Below are 18,020 nucleotides of genomic sequence, written 5' to 3' on the forward strand. Positions count from 1 at the left end.
AGACTAATAACTTTTAATATATTTGCGACAAAAGTATAAAAATGGCGCAGATAAACGAAAATTATTTCAAACTTCAGGCTGGTTACCTGTTCCCAGAAATCGGACGCCGCGTCCGTGAATTTCAGAAGGAACATCCTCAGGCAAACATCATTAAGATGGGTATCGGAGACGTTACACAACCTCTAACACCTGCAATTATACGTGCTTTTCATGAAGGAGTTGAAGAAATGGCCAGGACGGAGACTTTTAAAGGGTATGGTCCAGAGCAGGGATATGATTTTCTGCGTGAAGCAATAGCAAAAAATGACTACCACGACCGTGGAGCTGATATACAGGCTGATGAGATTTTTGTTTCGGATGGTTCAAAATGTGATACAGGTAATATCCTTGAGATCTTCGGGCACAATAATGTAATTGCTGTGCAGGATCCGGTTTACCCTGTATATGTTGATACCACAGTTATGGCCGGAAGAACCGGCCTGTATCTTGGGAATGGCTATTACGACGGAATAGTTTACATGCCCTGCAATGCTGAAAATGGTTTTATTCCCGAGATTCCCGCGAAGAAAGTTGACATTATATTCCTATGTTATCCAAATAATCCAACCGGAACAACAGCCGGCAGGACTGAGTTAAAGAAATGGGTAGATTATGCTATTAAGAATAAAGCTGTTATTCTCTATGACTCAGCATATGAGGCTTATATCTCCGATCCAGAGATTCCTCATTCAATTTATGAGATTGAAGGAGCCAGGGAGGTAGCAATTGAATTCCGCAGTTTTTCAAAGACTGCCGGTTTCACCGGAACCCGTTGCGCCTATACAGTTATACCTAAGAACCTTGTTGCAACAACATCAGATGGCACTGAAAAATCACTTTACCAGCTCTGGTTCAGAAGACATACAACAAAATTCAACGGAGTATCTTACCCTGTTCAGAAAGCAGCTGCAGCTATATTTACTCCAGAAGGGAAGAAAGAAGTCAGGGCTACGATTAATTATTACATGAACAATGCCAAAACACTTCGCGAGAGTCTTGCAAAACTTGGATTCCAGGTATTCGGCGGAGTAAATGCACCATATGTCTGGGTAAATTCAGGCAGGGGAATAAAATCGTGGGACCTTTTCGATAAACTTCTTAATGAAGCCCATGTGGTTGGAACTCCCGGATCGGGCTTTGGCCCTTCGGGTGAAGGTTACTTCAGGTTCTCATCATTCGCCACACATGAAAATGTTGTTGAGGCAATGAAAAGATTAGGAAAATTGAAGTGGTAAATAATAATTGACAGGAGGAATTTTTTTTTACCACAAAGAACACAAAGGTCCCGATAGCTATCGGGATACACGAAGGACACAAAGCTAAATCAGTGTCAATATCACCTTTGTGCACTTTGTGAAAAACCTTTGAGCCCTTTGTGGTTAATGGATTTAAGTTTTATACAGTAGCTTCAGCTGCAGCTGCTTCTGGTTTGGCACCCGGTTTGGGTTTTTTAACAGGATATGAACCAGGAAGAATGACATCAATAAGATGTTTTCCAAGCAAACCGAGTCTCACAGCACAGAACAGACAGCCCAGGCTGAGAATTATAGTCACGATTCCATAATCGCCATCCTTCGCAACAAAAAACATGGCCGAAGCAAGTACAATAATAATAGAGCTGAATATAATTTTCAGTCTGAGCAAAGGAGGAGTAAGAGTTTTAAAACGGAATAATCCATCCAGAATTCCGGTAAGTATAGCAGAAATAAGTGTTAAAGGGAATGCATAGAGAGAGAACACCAGTACATGTGTAAAGAGCTCAGTCTGAACTCCAGGGAATAGCTTAATAAAAAATATCAGTGCAGGAATAAGAAATACGAAAGTCTGCGAAAGGTGAATAGCAATGGGGTGAAGATCGAGGCTCAGAATGAATAATCTGTTCAGCGCAACCCTCTCCCTGTAAGGCTCAAAGGCTTTTCTTGGCATTCCGCAGGCAGGGCAGACATCTTTAAGTTTATCGGCTTCCATAACGTAGCCACAGGGCTTACATCTTACTAATTCTTTCATGATTAGTTATTTTAGTTTAAATGTTTCTTTACAATGATACAGTATAATAATTAAGCAGATTCTACACGTCCCAAATTTATTTACATTTTGTTATTCTTTCTTATACTCTGCATAATCTTTTTTAAGATAATTAATTTTTACTTTTATACAGCAATAAAAAACCGTTATGACACTTCCCACCCTTGCCGATATCAAAGCTGCACATGAAAGGATCAGACCCTTTATACACAGGACCCCGGTACTAACCTCTAACTTATTGAATGAACATTTTAACTGTGAGCTTTTTTTTAAGTGTGAGAACTTTCAGAAGGTGGGGGCATTCAAATTCAGAGGAGCAACCAATGCAGTATTGTCATTATCCGCTGAAGAGAAGCGCAGGGGAGTTGTTACGCATTCATCCGGTAATCATGCTGCTGCTCTTGCCCTTGCAGCCAGGATGAACGGAGTAAAGGCAAATATTGTAATGCCTGAAAATGCACCTGTTGTAAAGAAGAATGCAGTTGCCGGGTATGGTGCAGAGATCACATTTTGTAAACCGACACAGCAGGCCAGGGAGGAGAATACCCGCATCATAATCGAAAGAACAGGGGCAACACTGGTACACCCTTATGATAACTTCAATGTGATCTGTGGTCAGGGAACTGCGGCTCTGGAGCTATTGGAGGATATAAAAAATCTCAATATTGTTGTTGCACCGGTTGGCGGAGGAGGACTCCTTAGCGGTACATCAACATGTGTTAAGGGAATAAATACAAGCATTCATGTGGTAGCCGCAGAGCCTTTAAATGCGAATGATGCATATATCTCATTTACAACGGGTAAGATAGCACCTTCTGTTAATCCTTTAACAGTAGCTGACGGGCTGCTTACCTCCCTCAGCGAACTTACATTTTCCGTTATCAGAAAAAATGTTGATGAGATTCTTACTGCGAAAGAAGAAACAATAATTCAATGCATGCTTCTTGTATGGGAGAGGATGAAGATAATTATTGAACCATCATCGGCAACAGTGCTGGCAATAATTAAAGAGAATCCTGAAAAGTTCAGGGGGAAGAGAGCCGGACTTATAATTTCAGGAGGTAATGTCGATTTCAGGAAGCTGCCGTTCTAGATCTTTTTCCTGAAGTAGGCAACTATCGGATAATGATCGGAATACTTAACTTTCTTGATCTCAAAAACGCTATTCGTGAGTGCATTATCGTAAAGAATATAGTCGATTCTGTTTGGGGGATAGTTCCCTTTATAAGTAAATCCTGCCCCATAGCCTGAATTTACAAATGAATCATTCAGTCCGTTCCTGATCTTCCTGTAAGCATATGAAACCGGCGTGTCGTTAAAGTCACCGGTAACGATAACCGGGTACTTTGACTGATTAATGTGATCTTTAACCACCTGTGCCTGCAGCGCCCTTCTCACAAATCCTTTTTTAAGGCTGACAGATAAACTCTTAACTTCACCAAGTGTTTCTTTGTTTTCGGCGGTTATCTCCTCAATAAGAGATCGTTCCATTTGTTTCAGCCTGAACGATTGAAGATGGTTATTATATATTCTGAAAGTATCTTTTTGAATTACTATATCGGTATATATTGTCAGACTTGAAGATGCCGGATGAATGATCTCACCCTTTTTAATGATTGGATACCGGCTGAAAGTAGCAATTCCATAGTATTTGTTTTTACCGCTTCCAAGAACTTTTACATGAGAATAGTATTTCCCTCCGAGGGAATTCCTTACAGCTGCCTCTGCCTGGGCGGGACTGCCCATTACAAAAAACTCCTGCAGACACAGGATATCAGGTTTCTGTGATGTGAAAAATTCAAGAAACCGCTTATCGGAACCGGAGGTCTTTTTACTTTCGAAGTAGTTAAAGAGGTGAACATTATAACTCATCACCTTAATGGTAGCTGCCTTGTCACCCTTGGGTTTAAATAGTTGTATGTAGTTCAGAAAATGATTAAATCCAAGTATTATTATAAATAATGAAATAAGAGCCTCAAATCTCAAAAGCATAGCCCATATTATTACAAGGATTATGTTTATGAGAAGCAGATAGGGGTATGATAGTCCAAAGAAAGCCGGCAGTACAAAATCATCAGGGTTTATATGAACTGCCAGATACGACAACAGGAGTGTAAAAGCAAAAAAAGCATTTACAACCAGGAGGATCTTATAAAGGATTTTTCTCAAATTCAGTTTTTTTTCTGACTCTCCTTAAAAAGAGTCTCTTTCTCTTCTTTTGTCAGGCTATCGTAACCGCCTTTTGAAATTTTGTCGAGTATTGTATTTATTCTGGCCTGATGTTCAGCCTTCGTCTTGTTGTATTCGTATTCATTTGCTGCCTTCTTATGTGTGACTTTCATCTTTTTTCGTGGTTTGAAAAGTGTCACGAAAAAATCGAGTATTTTATTGAAGCCACGTCCCATATCTTTCCCCTGCCTCAGGTTCAGAGTATAAAAGTAACCAAAAAATGCTCCTCCGATATGTGCCAGTTTTCCTCCGGAATTAACTGAGAAATCCATTATTGAAGTAAAAACAAAGATAGCAAGAGCCATATATTTGATTTTTACTCTGCCAAATAAGAACAATTGTACAGTATAATCAGGTACATAGGCAGCTATTGCAATTACGATTGCCATTACCGATGCTGAAGCTCCTATTGCAACCGATTCGGCAACTACTCCTTCGAATGCAGGAAAAACATTAAATGATAGGATATACAGCACTGCACCACTCAGACCTCCAAGAAGATATACAGCAACAAGTTTTCGCTGGTCGAGGTATTCGAGGAAGATTTTGCCGAACCAGTATAACCAGAGCATGTTGAAAAGGATATGCCAGATATCTTTGTGGAGGAACATGTATGTGACTAATGACCAAGGCCTCAGCAAAAGACTTTTCAAAGAAGAAGGTACAGAGAAAATGTTCAGGGCCGATTCTGCAATTGTCTCATTATTAAGCAGGAATCCAATTATTGCAACAATTGTGATAAGAATAAAAACGGCAATATTGATATATATCAATTTTGTCAGGTTACTCCCGTTCCTGAAAGTTTTCTTAATATCGTCCCAGATCCCCATTAATATAAAGTGTTAGTTGTTTTTCTCCAGTACCTTATCAGCAGGTAGCCAAACAACATTCCCCCGAGATGGGCAAAATGTGCAATGTTACTGCCAGGCTGAGAGAATGCCAGATAAAGCTCAAGTGCACCGTAGAAAGCAACAAGGTACTTTGCTCTGACTGGAATTGGCGGGAAAAGCAGCATCAGCTGGGTATTCGGGAAGAGTACTCCAAAAGCCAGAAGAACCCCGAATATAGCCCCTGATGCACCTACAGTTGGTGTATTCAGCAGCATCTGAAGGTCAAGCATATCAGCATCTGCAAATCCCTGACCCTGTTTGAACAGTTTTGTTCCTTCTTCCAAAACGGTTTGAAGACTCTCAGGACTAAGATTTTGAGCAAGCTGAGCATACTGATAAGCTATAACTGATTCATGAATAAGTGCAGCACCAAGGCCTGTGATTATATAATAGATAAAAAACCGTTTTGGTCCCCAGACATTTTCAAGTACCTGCCCGAATATATACAGTGCATACATATTGAAGAACAGATGCCAGAATCCTCCATGCATGAACATGTGGGTAATAATCTGAATTGGCATGAACTGTTCTGATTTCGGGAAATAGATACCGAGGACACCGTTAAGATCAATTCCCAATACCTGTTTGGCAGCAAAGGTTGCCAGAAGCATCAGTATATTGAGCATTATTATGTTTTTTACCACCGGGGGTAAATCAAAAAAACCTCTGCTGTATCCGTTCATCTAATATTTTTTAAAAACATTTTCACTTCAATTGTCGGGCCAAAGTTCATTCTACATTTTTATCCGACATATTGTCATTTTAAATCCATTAACCACAAAGGTCACCAAGTTATTACACGAAGGACACGAAGAAGGGAAAATCAATTTTATAACTTTGTGTCCTTTGAGCATACTTTGTGTCCTTGGTGGTTAAAAGAAAGTTCTACTTAAATCTCTTATCAATATCTTCAAGTGTTAAAATGCTGATCACCGGTTTCCCTTTCGGAGAGTAGTTTGGTGACTGGCATGCAAAAAGTGTATCGAAAAGATTTTCCATTTCATTCTGGCTCAGCACTTTCCCATATTGAATAGAAGAGGCTCCCGCCATAGCTGAAGCTACTTTCTCTTTTGCACCCGAAGTCGGTGCTTCCTGAGTTGTTTTGTAATCTTCAAGAATTATTTCAAGCATCTCAAGCGGGTTTAATGATTCACTTCCCGCCGGTTTTCCGTTTATCGTGATTTTATTCTTCCCGGAATGCTTAATCCTGAAACCGAGCAACTCAAGTTCTGCCTCGATTTCTTTAATAATATAGAAATCGGATGGATTAACTTCTGCAGTTACCGGAAACATATCAACCTGGCTGACAGCCCTGTTATTGCTGAGGCAATCGATGAATCTTTCGTAAAGGACCCTTTCATGAGCCCTCTTCTGGTCTATCAGCATTAGTCCCGATTTAACAGGACAAACAATATATTTATTTTTTATCTGGAAAAACTTCCGTTGAGATTCCCTTATCTTTTCGAATCCTGGATTCTCATTCTCCTTTTCCAGAGCTGAATAGAGCTTTTCCCAGTTTGCCACATTTTCCTTTTCGAACCGGTCAATCGACCCTGATCTGTCAGGAATATTGTCATCTTTATCAAAAGGATTGTAGCTGGTATTTATCTCAATACCAGGTTGTTCCGGCATCCTGTTTGTTGCACTCATTACAGGGATGTCGATAAGAGCCTCATTTTCAAAGTCGAGCGACGGGACAATATTAAACCTTCCCAGCGCTTCTCTCACAGATGCCATAAGAATCTGCCAGATAGCTCTTTCATCCTCAAATTTTATCTCTGTTTTTGTCGGATGAATATTTATATCTATTGAAGCAGGATCGGCTTCCAAAAAGATAAAGTATGAGGGTATTGCTTCAACCGGGAGAATATTCTGATAAGCTTCAACTACTGCTTTATGGAAGTAGGGGTGCTTCATAAAGCGGTTGTTTACAAAGAAAAATTGTTCACCGTAAGTTCTTCTTGCGTTTTCAGGCTTCCCGATATACCCTTTAATTGTTATCAGACTGGTCTCTGTTTCAAGTGTAATCAGATCCTGGTTGATTTGTTTACCGAATACACCTATGATTCGTTGGCGGGTATTTCCCGAAGAAAGATTATAGATCTCAGTATCATTATGATATAGTGAAAACCTGATATCGGGATGAGCTATTACTATCTTTTGAAACTCATTTACAATATGTCTGATCTCAGTGTTATCTGACTTCAGAAATTTGCGTCGTGCCGGGATATTAAAGAAAAGGTTCTTTACGGCAAAGCTCGATCCGACAGGACAGCTGCAGGGCTCATGAGTTATAACTTTTGAACCGCTTATTTCAATAAGGATCCCGGTTTCATTTTCTTCTCTTCTTGTCTTTAATTCGACCATAGCAACAGCAGCAATGGAAGCGAGTGCTTCTCCCCTGAAACCCTTGGTTGTAATGGCAAAAAGATCCTGTGCTGAAGTGATTTTCGATGTGGCATGGCGCTCAAATGAAAGGCGGGCATCTGTCTCGGACATTCCGCTTCCGTCATCGACTATCTGAATAAGAGTTTTACCTGAATCCTTTATTATTACCCGGATATTTTTTGCACCAGCATCCACTGAGTTTTCCACCAGCTCTTTTACCACCGAAGCGGGTCGTTGGATGACCTCTCCGGCTGCAATCTGATTTGCAACGGAGTCTGGTAAAAGCTTAATAATATCAGGCATTAAAAAGGTATTTGTTTCAACTCTGCAAATATATAAATAATTGCTACAACACCCTTCTGGCAGCAATCCGTATCCCATTATCCACAGGATGGTGGTTATTAATTCAGGGATGATTATATTTGTAAAAAAATGGGGATAAAACCATGACCCGGTTCTCGGACAAGGTTTAAACAATAATTATTATGAGAAAGCTGACTATATTTTCTATTGTGTTCTTCAGTATTATTTTTGCTGGTTGCTCAAAAAAAGCTGACCAGGATGTCGTTAAGGTAATGACTTTCAACATCAGGTACGATAATCCGCGTGACAGTATAAATGCATGGCCCAAAAGGGCTGCGCAGGTTTGCGAATTTATTAAGAATGAAAAACCTGATCTTATTGGTATGCAGGAGGTTCTTCTGAGGCAGTATGTTATTCTTGATTCAGCACTTACCGATTATACATCTGTTGGTGTTGGCCGTGATGATGGAGCCAAAGGAGGCGAGATGAATCCGGTATTCTTCAGGAAGGAACGATTTGACATGATCAGGACAATAACCTTCTGGCTCTCTTCTACACCTGATGTTCCCGGGTCAAAAGGATGGGGTGCCTCACTTCCAAGAATTGTTACCTGGATGGAACTTGCAGACAAGAATACTCATGAACATTTTTTCTATTTTAATACTCATTTCGCACATGATTCAGATTCCGCAAGAATAATGAGTTCAAGAATCCTTCTTGATCAGGTAGCTAAAATATCAGATGGTTCTCCATTTATTATTACCGGAGATTTCAATATGCTTCCGACAAGTCTTGGCTACTCAATTCTGACCGGACCCGCAGAGAGTGTACCTGCACTTAAGGATTCATATACTATTTCAGAGAAGAGACCCTGGGGCCCTGTCTATACTTTCAACGGTTTCTCTGACAAGCCAGGGACAGGAAGAATAGATTATATATTCGTGAAAAATGGGATGAGAGCACTGGAGCACAGGACAATGATTAAGAAAGAAGGCGGAGTATTCATCTCAGATCACTGGCCTGTAGAGGCAACTATTCTGCTTAAATAAAACCGGTTTTGTATATTATAGTTTATACACAAAGCTTACTCTTAATCCGAAGTATCTGATTTTAACCGGTTGATGTGTGTAAGATTTTTCAAAGATATCTTTATATGATTCCTCTTGCCTTAAGAGGTCGGATAATCCGATATTCATTTCGGGGCCTACTGTGATATTTGAATAATATCCCAAAGGTATATTTGCGCCTGCGGATGCATATAATGAAAGGTAAAGGCCTTTATACTTAGTGGTTCCGGTAATATCAATATTTTCCCTGCTAAAGAAACCAAGTTCAGGAACTGTCAGAGCATCTTTTGGTTCAATAAATAATGAATACGGACTGGCATAGAATTGATAGTACCCTGAATCCCTGTATATTGCTTTCTGAGGTATCGATATTTTGAATCCCCCTTCAGCATAAAATCCAAACTCACCGGGTTTACCGCTTGTATACCCTGCTAGTAGTGGAAGGGTAAAAAGATTAATATTAACAACAGAATCATAATCAGCTTCCACAATCCTGAAGTAAGAATCCCCGTTAAGGTCGGTAGATGCGACCTTATCAGTAAAAGTGCCGGTAAGATTAAATTTTTCCGAAAATTTGTTTAATTCAAGTCCACTTCTGGCATAAATGTTATCAGTGAAATTGTATTGAACACCAATCCCGCTTAAAAAACCATATGCAGGAGAAACATTCCAGGTGTGGAAATTTTTTTCCACCGACATGGCTTCAATGTTTTTGTCGTTGATGCTTGTTTGCCCGAATGATCCGGACAAAGAAACACTCAGGCCCTTTCTGGAAACAGGTTTAATTACAATTTCTGGTTTACTGATACTGGCATTTCCGGATGTTGATTCATAAAAGTTAACAGATGATGAGATATCGATGCCGGTTATCCTGAAACCTGAAAATGTGTTGTCTGCTGCAGAAAATACTATTTTAAAAATCAAGGGAAACATTTCTCTGAAGATGTCTTTCCCTTTGTAACTGCCGGAGAAAAATTTAGAGACATCGGTATAGACAAAATAATTTCCATCTTCCGATTTCATTATCCGTCCAAATTTTGCAGAATCAGCATTTACAGATAAATTTTTAATTCCATTAGGGTAATCTGTAATATATGCAGTAAGGTAATCTGTAACAGGAATCAGCTTTGTTTCAGCTTCTGGCATTATGTCGTTGTAGACACGGGTCTCTGTTTCAGGAAATAGTTTCATGAAACTCTCTTTATAGAATGATTTGTCTTCAGCTGACTCCTGGGGATCTCCGATGAGTGAAAGAAAATTTGCATAATCCTGAATCATTGTTCTGACTGCATTATGAACTTTAACAAGATCTTCGGGATTGAAGGTTTCACCTGATACTTCTTTAAGCACTTTGGAATAGTCTATAACGGCATTTGAATCAGACCTTCTTATACCAACTATCCTGAATTTTTCAGGTGATTTGTTCTCAAGATTGAATGCGATCCGGAAAGTCAGTTCTTCTGTATTTTTATTGATGGTCTGGTTAAGATAGTTCCCGCTTATTGATTTTTTTACTAGGATATCAATTGAATAAACATTCTCCTGGTGTGAAATGATTTCACTTACTCTGGCATTAATCAGGTCAAGACTTATAGATATGCCATCGGGATACCATAGAACAAGATTATTTGAATATGTTTCTGCTTCATAAAATTCGCTCAGTTTATGTGCCGGGTCGAGATCGTTGTAAACCAGAACCTGTCTGTTTACAAAAAGCTCAAGTAGACTTTCAGATTCGCTGCCGGCTTTCTCTACATCTGTAACAACCGATTCACCTATCTGATTAATAACTCTTTGGTAATCAGTAAGTAATTTAATTGAATTTGTATAGATTACAGCCTTCTCCTTGGTAGAAAATTCAATTGCTCCGGCACCGGGAATTAAATAAATCAATGAGATAAAAAGCAACAGATACCTTTTCATAGGCTAATTATTATTCAATTATTATCTTTTTTACAGTTGTAATTTTATCAAAATCAAAATAAATCAGATAATTACCTCTGGGTTGTCCTGTCAGGTCAATCTGATAGAGATAGTGCTCAGAATCCTTTACTGATTTGAAGTTGTGTATCTCTTTACCATCGAACCTGAATACACTGATCTTTACTTCACCTCGTTGTTCATTGTCTGTTTCGATATTGAATAATCCGTTCCCGGGATTAGGATACACCTTCACCTCAGCAAATTGTTCAGTTTCCTCTGCTACAAGATATTCTGAAGGTATATTGAAATCAGTCATTCCTGATTTTGTGGTGGGTATTGTAATAGCAGTACTTGAAGTGAAGCAAAGATTATCATTCGCCACTGCCACTCTGTAAGATCCAAGCTTCTTGTTGGCTACATATATGTATTTATTCGCCCCTGAAATTAACTGATCGTTATAATACCATTTGTAATATTTGTATGACTTGAACTGTGAGGCCAGATACCAGACTGCAGGGCCCTTTGCATAAACTTTAGGTATTTCGGGAGCTGTTGCATAACTGATACTAAAATTATCTGATACTGCTTTACAGCCATTTAGGGTAGCCTCAACTGCGTAAACTCCCTCAGGAAGATACTCTTCGATGAATGAAAGAGTTTTGTCAGGAGATACAACACCATTTCTTAGCCATTGATAGGTATATCCTGAAACTTCCTGGGCAGCCAGTTTTACTTTAATTTCCGTTGGAGGGCACTGTCCGGTTACATAGTCCGACGAAGTAACAGATGGTTTTAATGGCATCGGTTTTACAGTAACATTTACAGCGGTAGTTTTTGTAACACAACCTGATGAGTTAGTGACAACAAGTTCATATTTTCCGGTTGTATTTGCTGTGTAAGAGTTGGTTAGGGCGTTTGGTACGGGCACTGATTCATTGCTCCAGGAATATGAATAACCAGCGTTAAATGGCACGCTTAAAGTAACATTTCCTCCATCACAGAAAGTTGTTGCCCCTCCTGGGGTAACGGCACTAACAGATGGCAACGGGTTAACAGTAACATCAATAAAGTTTGATGACGAAACAATACAGCCTGTATTATTTGCAACTGTGAGAGTGTATCTGCCGGAGTTTTTTGCAAAATACTCATTCTTATTTGAACCGACAGCTCCGCCGTTAAGTTTCCAGCTGTATGAATACCCGGAAGTGTTTGTAACAGAAAGGCTAACCGAATCTCCCTGACAGAATACAGCAGGTGTTTTAGCTGAGATTATACCAGGTGCTGAAGGAGCATTGAGAACTGTTACAGACGCTGCAGTGGAAGTCGTTTTACAGTTTCCTGTTGGGTTAACAACCTCTGCTGTATATGTACCTGTGCTTTTTGCCACATATTTTGAGGAATCCTGGCCTGGTAAATACACACCTCCTGATTGCCATTTATATATGTAGGTTGCATTTTTAGCCACAGAAAGTGAAACACTGTCGCCGGAGCAGAATGACAAAGGTGTACTGGCCGATATTGCTGCTACCGGATAAGCTCCTACTGAAACAGTTTTGGTGATGAATGAAGAGCACAGATTATCCGCAACGGCTGTCAGGGTAAGCTGGTAATCTCCAGCAGTGAGATAACCATGCGTTCCCGGATTCTGTACCGTTGAACCCTTTCCATCGCCATAGTCCCACGACCATGATGTAATTGTTAATCCTGTAACATTTGAAATGTTAGTCAGAACTGTTTCGGAGCCCTGACAAACAACTGAAGCGTTGAAATTCGCACCGGGTTTGGCTTTAACCAGAACCTGTTTTGTAAGTGTATCACTTGTTGTTACCGAATAGGCAATCAGAGTTACATTTTTCACACCAGCTGAACTGAACAGGTGTGAAGGACTAGCCAGTGTTGATGACGTCCCATCTCCAAACAGCCATTTATAGCCTTGGATTACATCTCCGAATGCTACAGACTGGTTTGTAAATTGAGTTGAAAGTCCTTCGCAGATTGTATCGGCTGTAAAGAAAGATAGTACATTTTTAACATCTACTGAATCTGTTACCGACCATGAGCCCCCTTTCAGTCCCTGGTCAACAGCCTGAACACTCCAATAGTATCTGACTGCCGGCATATTAACAAGAAGGAATGTAGTATCAACCTGTGCATTACCGACAGATGCTATCTTTCTGTAACCAGTGGCAGATGATTCGGGAGGGCATGTATTGAAGGCGGCTTTAGAAGTTCCTATTCTGACATTGTATGTCATTGTCTTTGAGGGGGTCTCATCATTGAAAACAGGCTTCCATGACAATACAACTCCGGTTGGTGAGTTAGAAGCTTTCAGACCCATTGGAGCAGCAGGACTTGTGTTGGAATTAAATTTACCGGATTTCATTATAAGGTTATTCTTGAAAATTTTTGTCGGAGTACCGTTATCTTTTGTAAATAAGAAGTCTAGATCCCCGTCATTGTCATAGTCAATCCAGTTTACAAAACTATAGCCTATCGATTTGACAGCCTCGTTATCCTGTGGATTAAACCATTGAGTAATAGCTCCGGGAACGGTTAATCCATGCGTGTTTCTATAGATTCTTGTGTCAAGTCCCGGATTTGTAAGGATTATATCCAGCCAACCGTCATTATCATAATCCCCCCACGCGGCATAACATGCTCCCTGATAGGCTAATCCGATAAGCATGTGTTGAACAAATGAATTATTACCATTATTCTGATATAGTGTCATACTGCCCATTGTGGTAATCATAAAATCAAGATCCTGATCGTTATCATAATCACCCCATGATGTTGCAGAATACCCGAAACCGGTCAGAGCAATATCTGTCTGAAGACTGAAGGTTTTATCTCCGTTATTTTTGTATATTTCAAAAACACCCTGTTGATATAATTGTCCTGCCAGGGAACCTGTCATGGCTATATCCAGATCTCCGTCATTATCATAATCAACCCATCTTACTGATCCTCGGTATAGTCCGGTAAGTATTAATTGTGTCTGTTCAGTAAATGTGTTATCCCCATTATTATTGTAGATCTTCGAAGAAGGAACATAATTTGGATCAGTACCGGTGGCTCCGTTTATAATGATATCAAGATCTCCGTCATTGTCATAGTCCCCCCAGGCAACGGAACTGAATAACAGTGGTGCAATTGAGATTGAAGACTGTTCTGTGAAAGTATCAGCACCGTCATTCCTGTATATTTTTGTTACAGGAGAACCTGTAGGATAAGTTACTGTTGCACCTGTAATGATAATATCAAGGTCACCATCACTGTCATAATCACCCCACGCTGCTGTTCCCCAATTTATGTTTGTCAGAGCAATTGCGGTCTTCTCTTCGAAAGAATTATCTCCTTTATTCCGGTAAATTCTTGTTGGGAATCCGGGTACCAGGACATCTATAAAACCATCGTTATCGTAATCGCCCCATGCTATATTATTATTCCATCCCGGGTTAATAGCAATACCAGCTTGTTCAGTAAACAGGCTTGTGCTGAATACTCCGGGATTACCATCAGAGGTTTGAGTGAAGTATTGTTCACTTCCAAATGTTCCCAAATACTCGAAGATATGGAAACTATACTGCTTGCTTGAAACGAGACCTGTAACAATCACACTGTCTGCTCTTCCATTATAAACACAATACCATCCTGATGTACCTATCTGTCCTCCGAACGAATACTCCGGATCAGCAATATAACCGGTATTGTTAACCGGTACAGCAACACCGGTAGAAGTTTGCTTGCAGAATACAACACATCTGTCTCCATTTCCTCTTTCCCATTTCAGAGAAAGGCTTGTCGGATCAATAATCTTTGCTGAAAGTTTTTTTGCCTGTACAGGAATTATTGAGAATGTACCTTCAGTTGCGAAGGGACTTGAGGCATATCCGTTATCAATGGCCTGGACACTCCAATAGTAATTGCCCATTGGCAGCTTCTTCAGGATAAATGTGGTATCCAGATTGGCATTTCCCATTCCTGTCTGTTTCCTGAATCCATCGGCTGCTGAATGAGGGGAGACAACGTTAACCCCTCCTGTTGATGTTCCGACTTTCAAATTATATGACATAGCTTTGTACGGAGTATTATCGGTACGTACACTTCTCCATTTAAGTGTAACATCAGAATTTACTACATCTGCAATCAGGCCTGTGGGTGCTACCGGGTTAACATTTGCTGTAACAATGTCGTTCCTGAAGATTTTTGAGACAGAAGTTTCGGTAGTTACTCCTGAAATTATAATATCAAGATCACCATCTTTGTCATAATCACCCCAGTTTGATGAACCCCATCCAATACCTGGAATTTTGCAAGAGACATCTTCGGTAAAAGTATTATCCCCATTGTTCCTGTATACTTTGGTTTGAGGTAAATAGTCGCTTGTAAAACCCGATAACAGAATGTCAAGATCCCCGTCATTGTCATAATCACCCCATGAGGCAGATCCGTGTTGAGCTGCCACAAGAGGGATATCAGGCAGGATGGTAAAATTATTGTTTCCCGCATTCTGGTAAACACAGGAACCAGATGCTTTGGCCATAACTATATCAAGATCACCATCATTGTCATAATCGCCCCAATCTAAGGCGCTTCCATAATAAGTAGGAATTGAGATATTGGTTTGTTCAACAAAATTACCTGCAGTATTATTGCGGTAAATCTTTGCTATTGGATCTGCACTATTGTTGAATCCAGATATAATTAAATCTAGGAATCCATCATTATCATAATCCCCCCACTTTGCAGCAGCACCAATTCCATGAACTCCTTCCAGAGAAATTCCGGTTTGCTCGGTAAAGGTATTATTTCCATTATTACGGTACACTTTTGAGATTCTCCCCTCACTAATCGTTTCTCCCTGCAATACAAGATCCTGATCACCATCATTATCATAATCGCCCCAGCTGACGCCGCCGTAATTTGTACCAATAAATCCGGTTCCGGTAACTTCTGAGAAGGTACTATTACCATTATTAAGAAATAGTTTAACTGGATTACTGTCAATTATAAAATCAGTATTACCATCATTGTTTATATCAGATGTAGCAGCTGCATATCCTGTTCCCGGGGCTACTGAAGTAAGTACAAAAATGTCATTACCATCATTTCTGTAAAGGAGTGTTGTTTTTGTGCCAACAATAAGAAGATCGAGGTCATTGTCATTGTCAAAATCAAACCAATTGTTTGATGTTGACCTTTCAAAACCAAAACTCGGGTCGTTAACCGGAAGCAGGCTGGAAGCAGTTATTTCAGAGAAGGTTCCGGTGCCGAAAGTAACAGGATTTCCTGAAACTACCTGATTATTATATACTTCAGCACCCGGATTACCCTCAAATTCGAAAACCTGAAATATGTATTCTGTTGCAGTTTTCAAACCACTTACATTAACCGAACTCTGTGTTCCTTTGTAGATACAATACCAGCCTGATCCAATTTGGGTGCCGGATTTAAACACAGGTGATGCTGTGTAAGTTGTACTATTTATGGGCAATGCAGAGCCCGAGTTTCCCTCTTTAAGAAAAACAATACAATTTGTACCATTTCCTCTGGCCCAGCTTAGTGATGCTGTTGTTCCACCTATATTAGTTGTCTTCAGTGCATATGCTTGAATATTAACATTATAAATGAAGCTTCCCTGGATTGAGAAAGGACTTCCTTTAAAACTGTTGTCAATGGCCTGCACTTTCCAGTAGTAAGTGCCTTTTGGAATATTACGTAATACAAACATGGTATCAAGCTGGCCGTTTCCCATTCCTGAAGTCCGTCTAGCACCTGTTGTTGTTGATGAACCGGGGCTTACCAGATTAATAAATCCGGGCGAGGTTCCTGCCATAACACTGTAAGAAAGACTCTTTTTTGAAGTATTATCAGTAGTTACCTTATTCCATTTGAGAATAACCTCCGATCCAACTACAGATGAAATTAAGCCTGTCGGAGAAACCGGTACTGTATTTATTGCCGGAGTAGAATTAAGAAACACTTTTGTAATTTTTGATGTCCCTTTATTTCCTGTGATCAGCAGATCCAGATCACCATCATTGTCAATATCAATTAGATCAATAGATCCTTCCTTAACTGCATCAATTGTTACTCCGGGAGCTTGTGTGAAAGTATTATTTCCATTATTGGAATATATTCTGGTTATCGGAGTCCCCAGATTTTCTCCTGTATGAATAATATCAAGATCCCCGTCATTGTCCAGATCTCCCCATTTCCCTGCAGAATATGTTACAGGGTCCAGAGCTATTGAAGACTGATATGAGAAAGTACCATTTCCATTATTTAAAAATACACCGTAATTGCTGTTTCCGGAAAGAAGGATATCGAGATACCCGTCATTATTGTAATCGCCCCATTCTGAAGTGCCTGATTTGACCCAGGTCAGGTCTATCTGATCTTGTCTTACAAAATTGTTACTCCCCTGATTTTGGTAAATATATGATTTTGCATTCCAATATATTCCTCCGGAAATAAGAAGATCAAGGTCATTATCATTATCGTAATCACCCCATTTTGCAGAACCCCCTGATAATCCCTGTGAAGAAATTGTTGACTTATCCTCAAAAACAAAATTTCCCTGATTCTGGTAGATTCTTATTGAGGAATTAGTCGCAAGTAAAAAGTCATTATCACCATCATTGTCATAATCTCCTGGTTCAAGAATACCATTTTCAGTTGTCAGATAATCAATTGTTGTTTTGAGCAGAAATGTATTGTTGGTCTGGTTTCTGTAAACCATGACTGTGTTTCCAAGAGTAGCAGAGAAACCATTAAAAATGATATCAAGATATCCATCATTGTCAAAATCTGTCCACAGTATTGTTGTTTTGGTGTAGTTATCGTAAACGGTAGGAACCGGAGTCAGAAAAGCACCTGTCTGATCAGTAAATACATTGCTTCCGTTATTATTGTAAATTTTTGCAATGATTATATTGTCAGACCCTGATCCGGCGAGAAGAATATCCATATCTCCATCATTATCATAGTCCCCCCATGAGGCCATACCAAAACTGATTCCTGGCAGTACGATTCCTGTTTGTTCTGTAAATGTCTGTGCTATTAGTCCGGAAGCTAAAACTGAAAACATCACTATCAGTGACACCTTTCTTATTGAAAGTATTTTCATCTCAGGCAGGTATTTGTATAAGAT

General features: G+C 39.7%; 10 protein-coding genes. 3 read left to right on the forward strand and 7 right to left on the reverse strand.

The window, feature by feature from the left end; genetic code table 11:
• Positions 1–41: 41 nt before the first annotated feature.
• Positions 42–1,274, forward strand: coding sequence for an LL-diaminopimelate aminotransferase (locus IPJ16_07020; protein MBK7626940.1), 1,233 nt, complete (start codon positions 42–44; stop codon positions 1,272–1,274).
• A gap of 160 nt (positions 1,275–1,434) precedes the next feature.
• Here IPJ16_07020 and IPJ16_07025 read toward each other — a convergent pair whose 3' ends face one another.
• A complete protein-coding gene (locus tag IPJ16_07025) occupies positions 1,435–2,046 on the reverse strand; it encodes a hypothetical protein (protein ID MBK7626941.1) in 612 nt (203 codons plus the stop codon).
• 166 nt (positions 2,047–2,212) lie between these two features.
• Between IPJ16_07025 and IPJ16_07030 the strand changes: the two genes are divergently transcribed.
• Positions 2,213–3,157, forward strand: coding sequence for a pyridoxal-phosphate dependent enzyme (locus IPJ16_07030; GenBank protein MBK7626942.1), 945 nt, complete (start codon positions 2,213–2,215; stop codon positions 3,155–3,157).
• Here the strand turns inward: IPJ16_07030 and IPJ16_07035 are convergent.
• From IPJ16_07035 to mutL, 4 genes are all read right to left on the reverse strand, one after another.
• On the reverse strand, positions 3,154–4,233 hold the full coding sequence (locus IPJ16_07035; GenBank protein ID MBK7626943.1) for an endonuclease/exonuclease/phosphatase family protein: 1,080 nt from the start codon (positions 4,231–4,233) through the stop codon (positions 3,154–3,156). The genes IPJ16_07030 and IPJ16_07035 overlap by 4 nt on opposite strands.
• Positions 4,234–4,235: 2 nt before the next feature.
• Entirely contained in the window at positions 4,236–5,123 is an 888-nt protein-coding gene (locus IPJ16_07040; GenBank protein ID MBK7626944.1) for a rhomboid family intramembrane serine protease, read from the reverse strand.
• Positions 5,123–5,866: a rhomboid family intramembrane serine protease gene (locus IPJ16_07045; GenBank protein MBK7626945.1), complete on the reverse strand. Its 744-nt coding sequence runs from the start codon at positions 5,864–5,866 to the stop codon at positions 5,123–5,125. Before IPJ16_07045 ends, IPJ16_07040 begins: the two co-directional genes overlap by 1 nt.
• Before the next feature lie 202 nt (positions 5,867–6,068).
• Positions 6,069–7,874: a DNA mismatch repair endonuclease MutL gene (gene mutL / locus IPJ16_07050; GenBank protein MBK7626946.1), complete on the reverse strand. Its 1,806-nt coding sequence runs from the start codon at positions 7,872–7,874 to the stop codon at positions 6,069–6,071.
• A 182-nt stretch (positions 7,875–8,056) separates the two neighbouring features.
• On the opposite strand from mutL, the gene IPJ16_07055 reads away from it, so the two are divergent.
• Positions 8,057–8,923 carry an endonuclease/exonuclease/phosphatase family protein gene (locus IPJ16_07055; protein MBK7626947.1) on the forward strand — a complete coding sequence of 289 codons (867 nt, stop codon included), beginning with the start codon at positions 8,057–8,059 and terminating at the stop codon, positions 8,921–8,923.
• A 15-nt stretch (positions 8,924–8,938) separates the two neighbouring features.
• On the opposite strand, the gene IPJ16_07060 is transcribed toward IPJ16_07055, so the two are convergent.
• A complete protein-coding gene (locus IPJ16_07060) occupies positions 8,939–10,864 on the reverse strand; it encodes a hypothetical protein (protein MBK7626948.1) in 1,926 nt (641 codons plus the stop codon).
• A gap of 10 nt (positions 10,865–10,874) precedes the next feature.
• Entirely contained in the window at positions 10,875–17,996 is a 7,122-nt protein-coding gene (locus IPJ16_07065) for a VCBS repeat-containing protein (protein MBK7626949.1), read from the reverse strand.
• Between the last annotated feature and the right edge of the window lie 24 nt (positions 17,997–18,020).

Source organism: Bacteroidales bacterium (assembly GCA_016709865.1).
Taxonomy (GTDB): domain Bacteria; phylum Bacteroidota; class Bacteroidia; order Bacteroidales; family VadinHA17; genus LD21.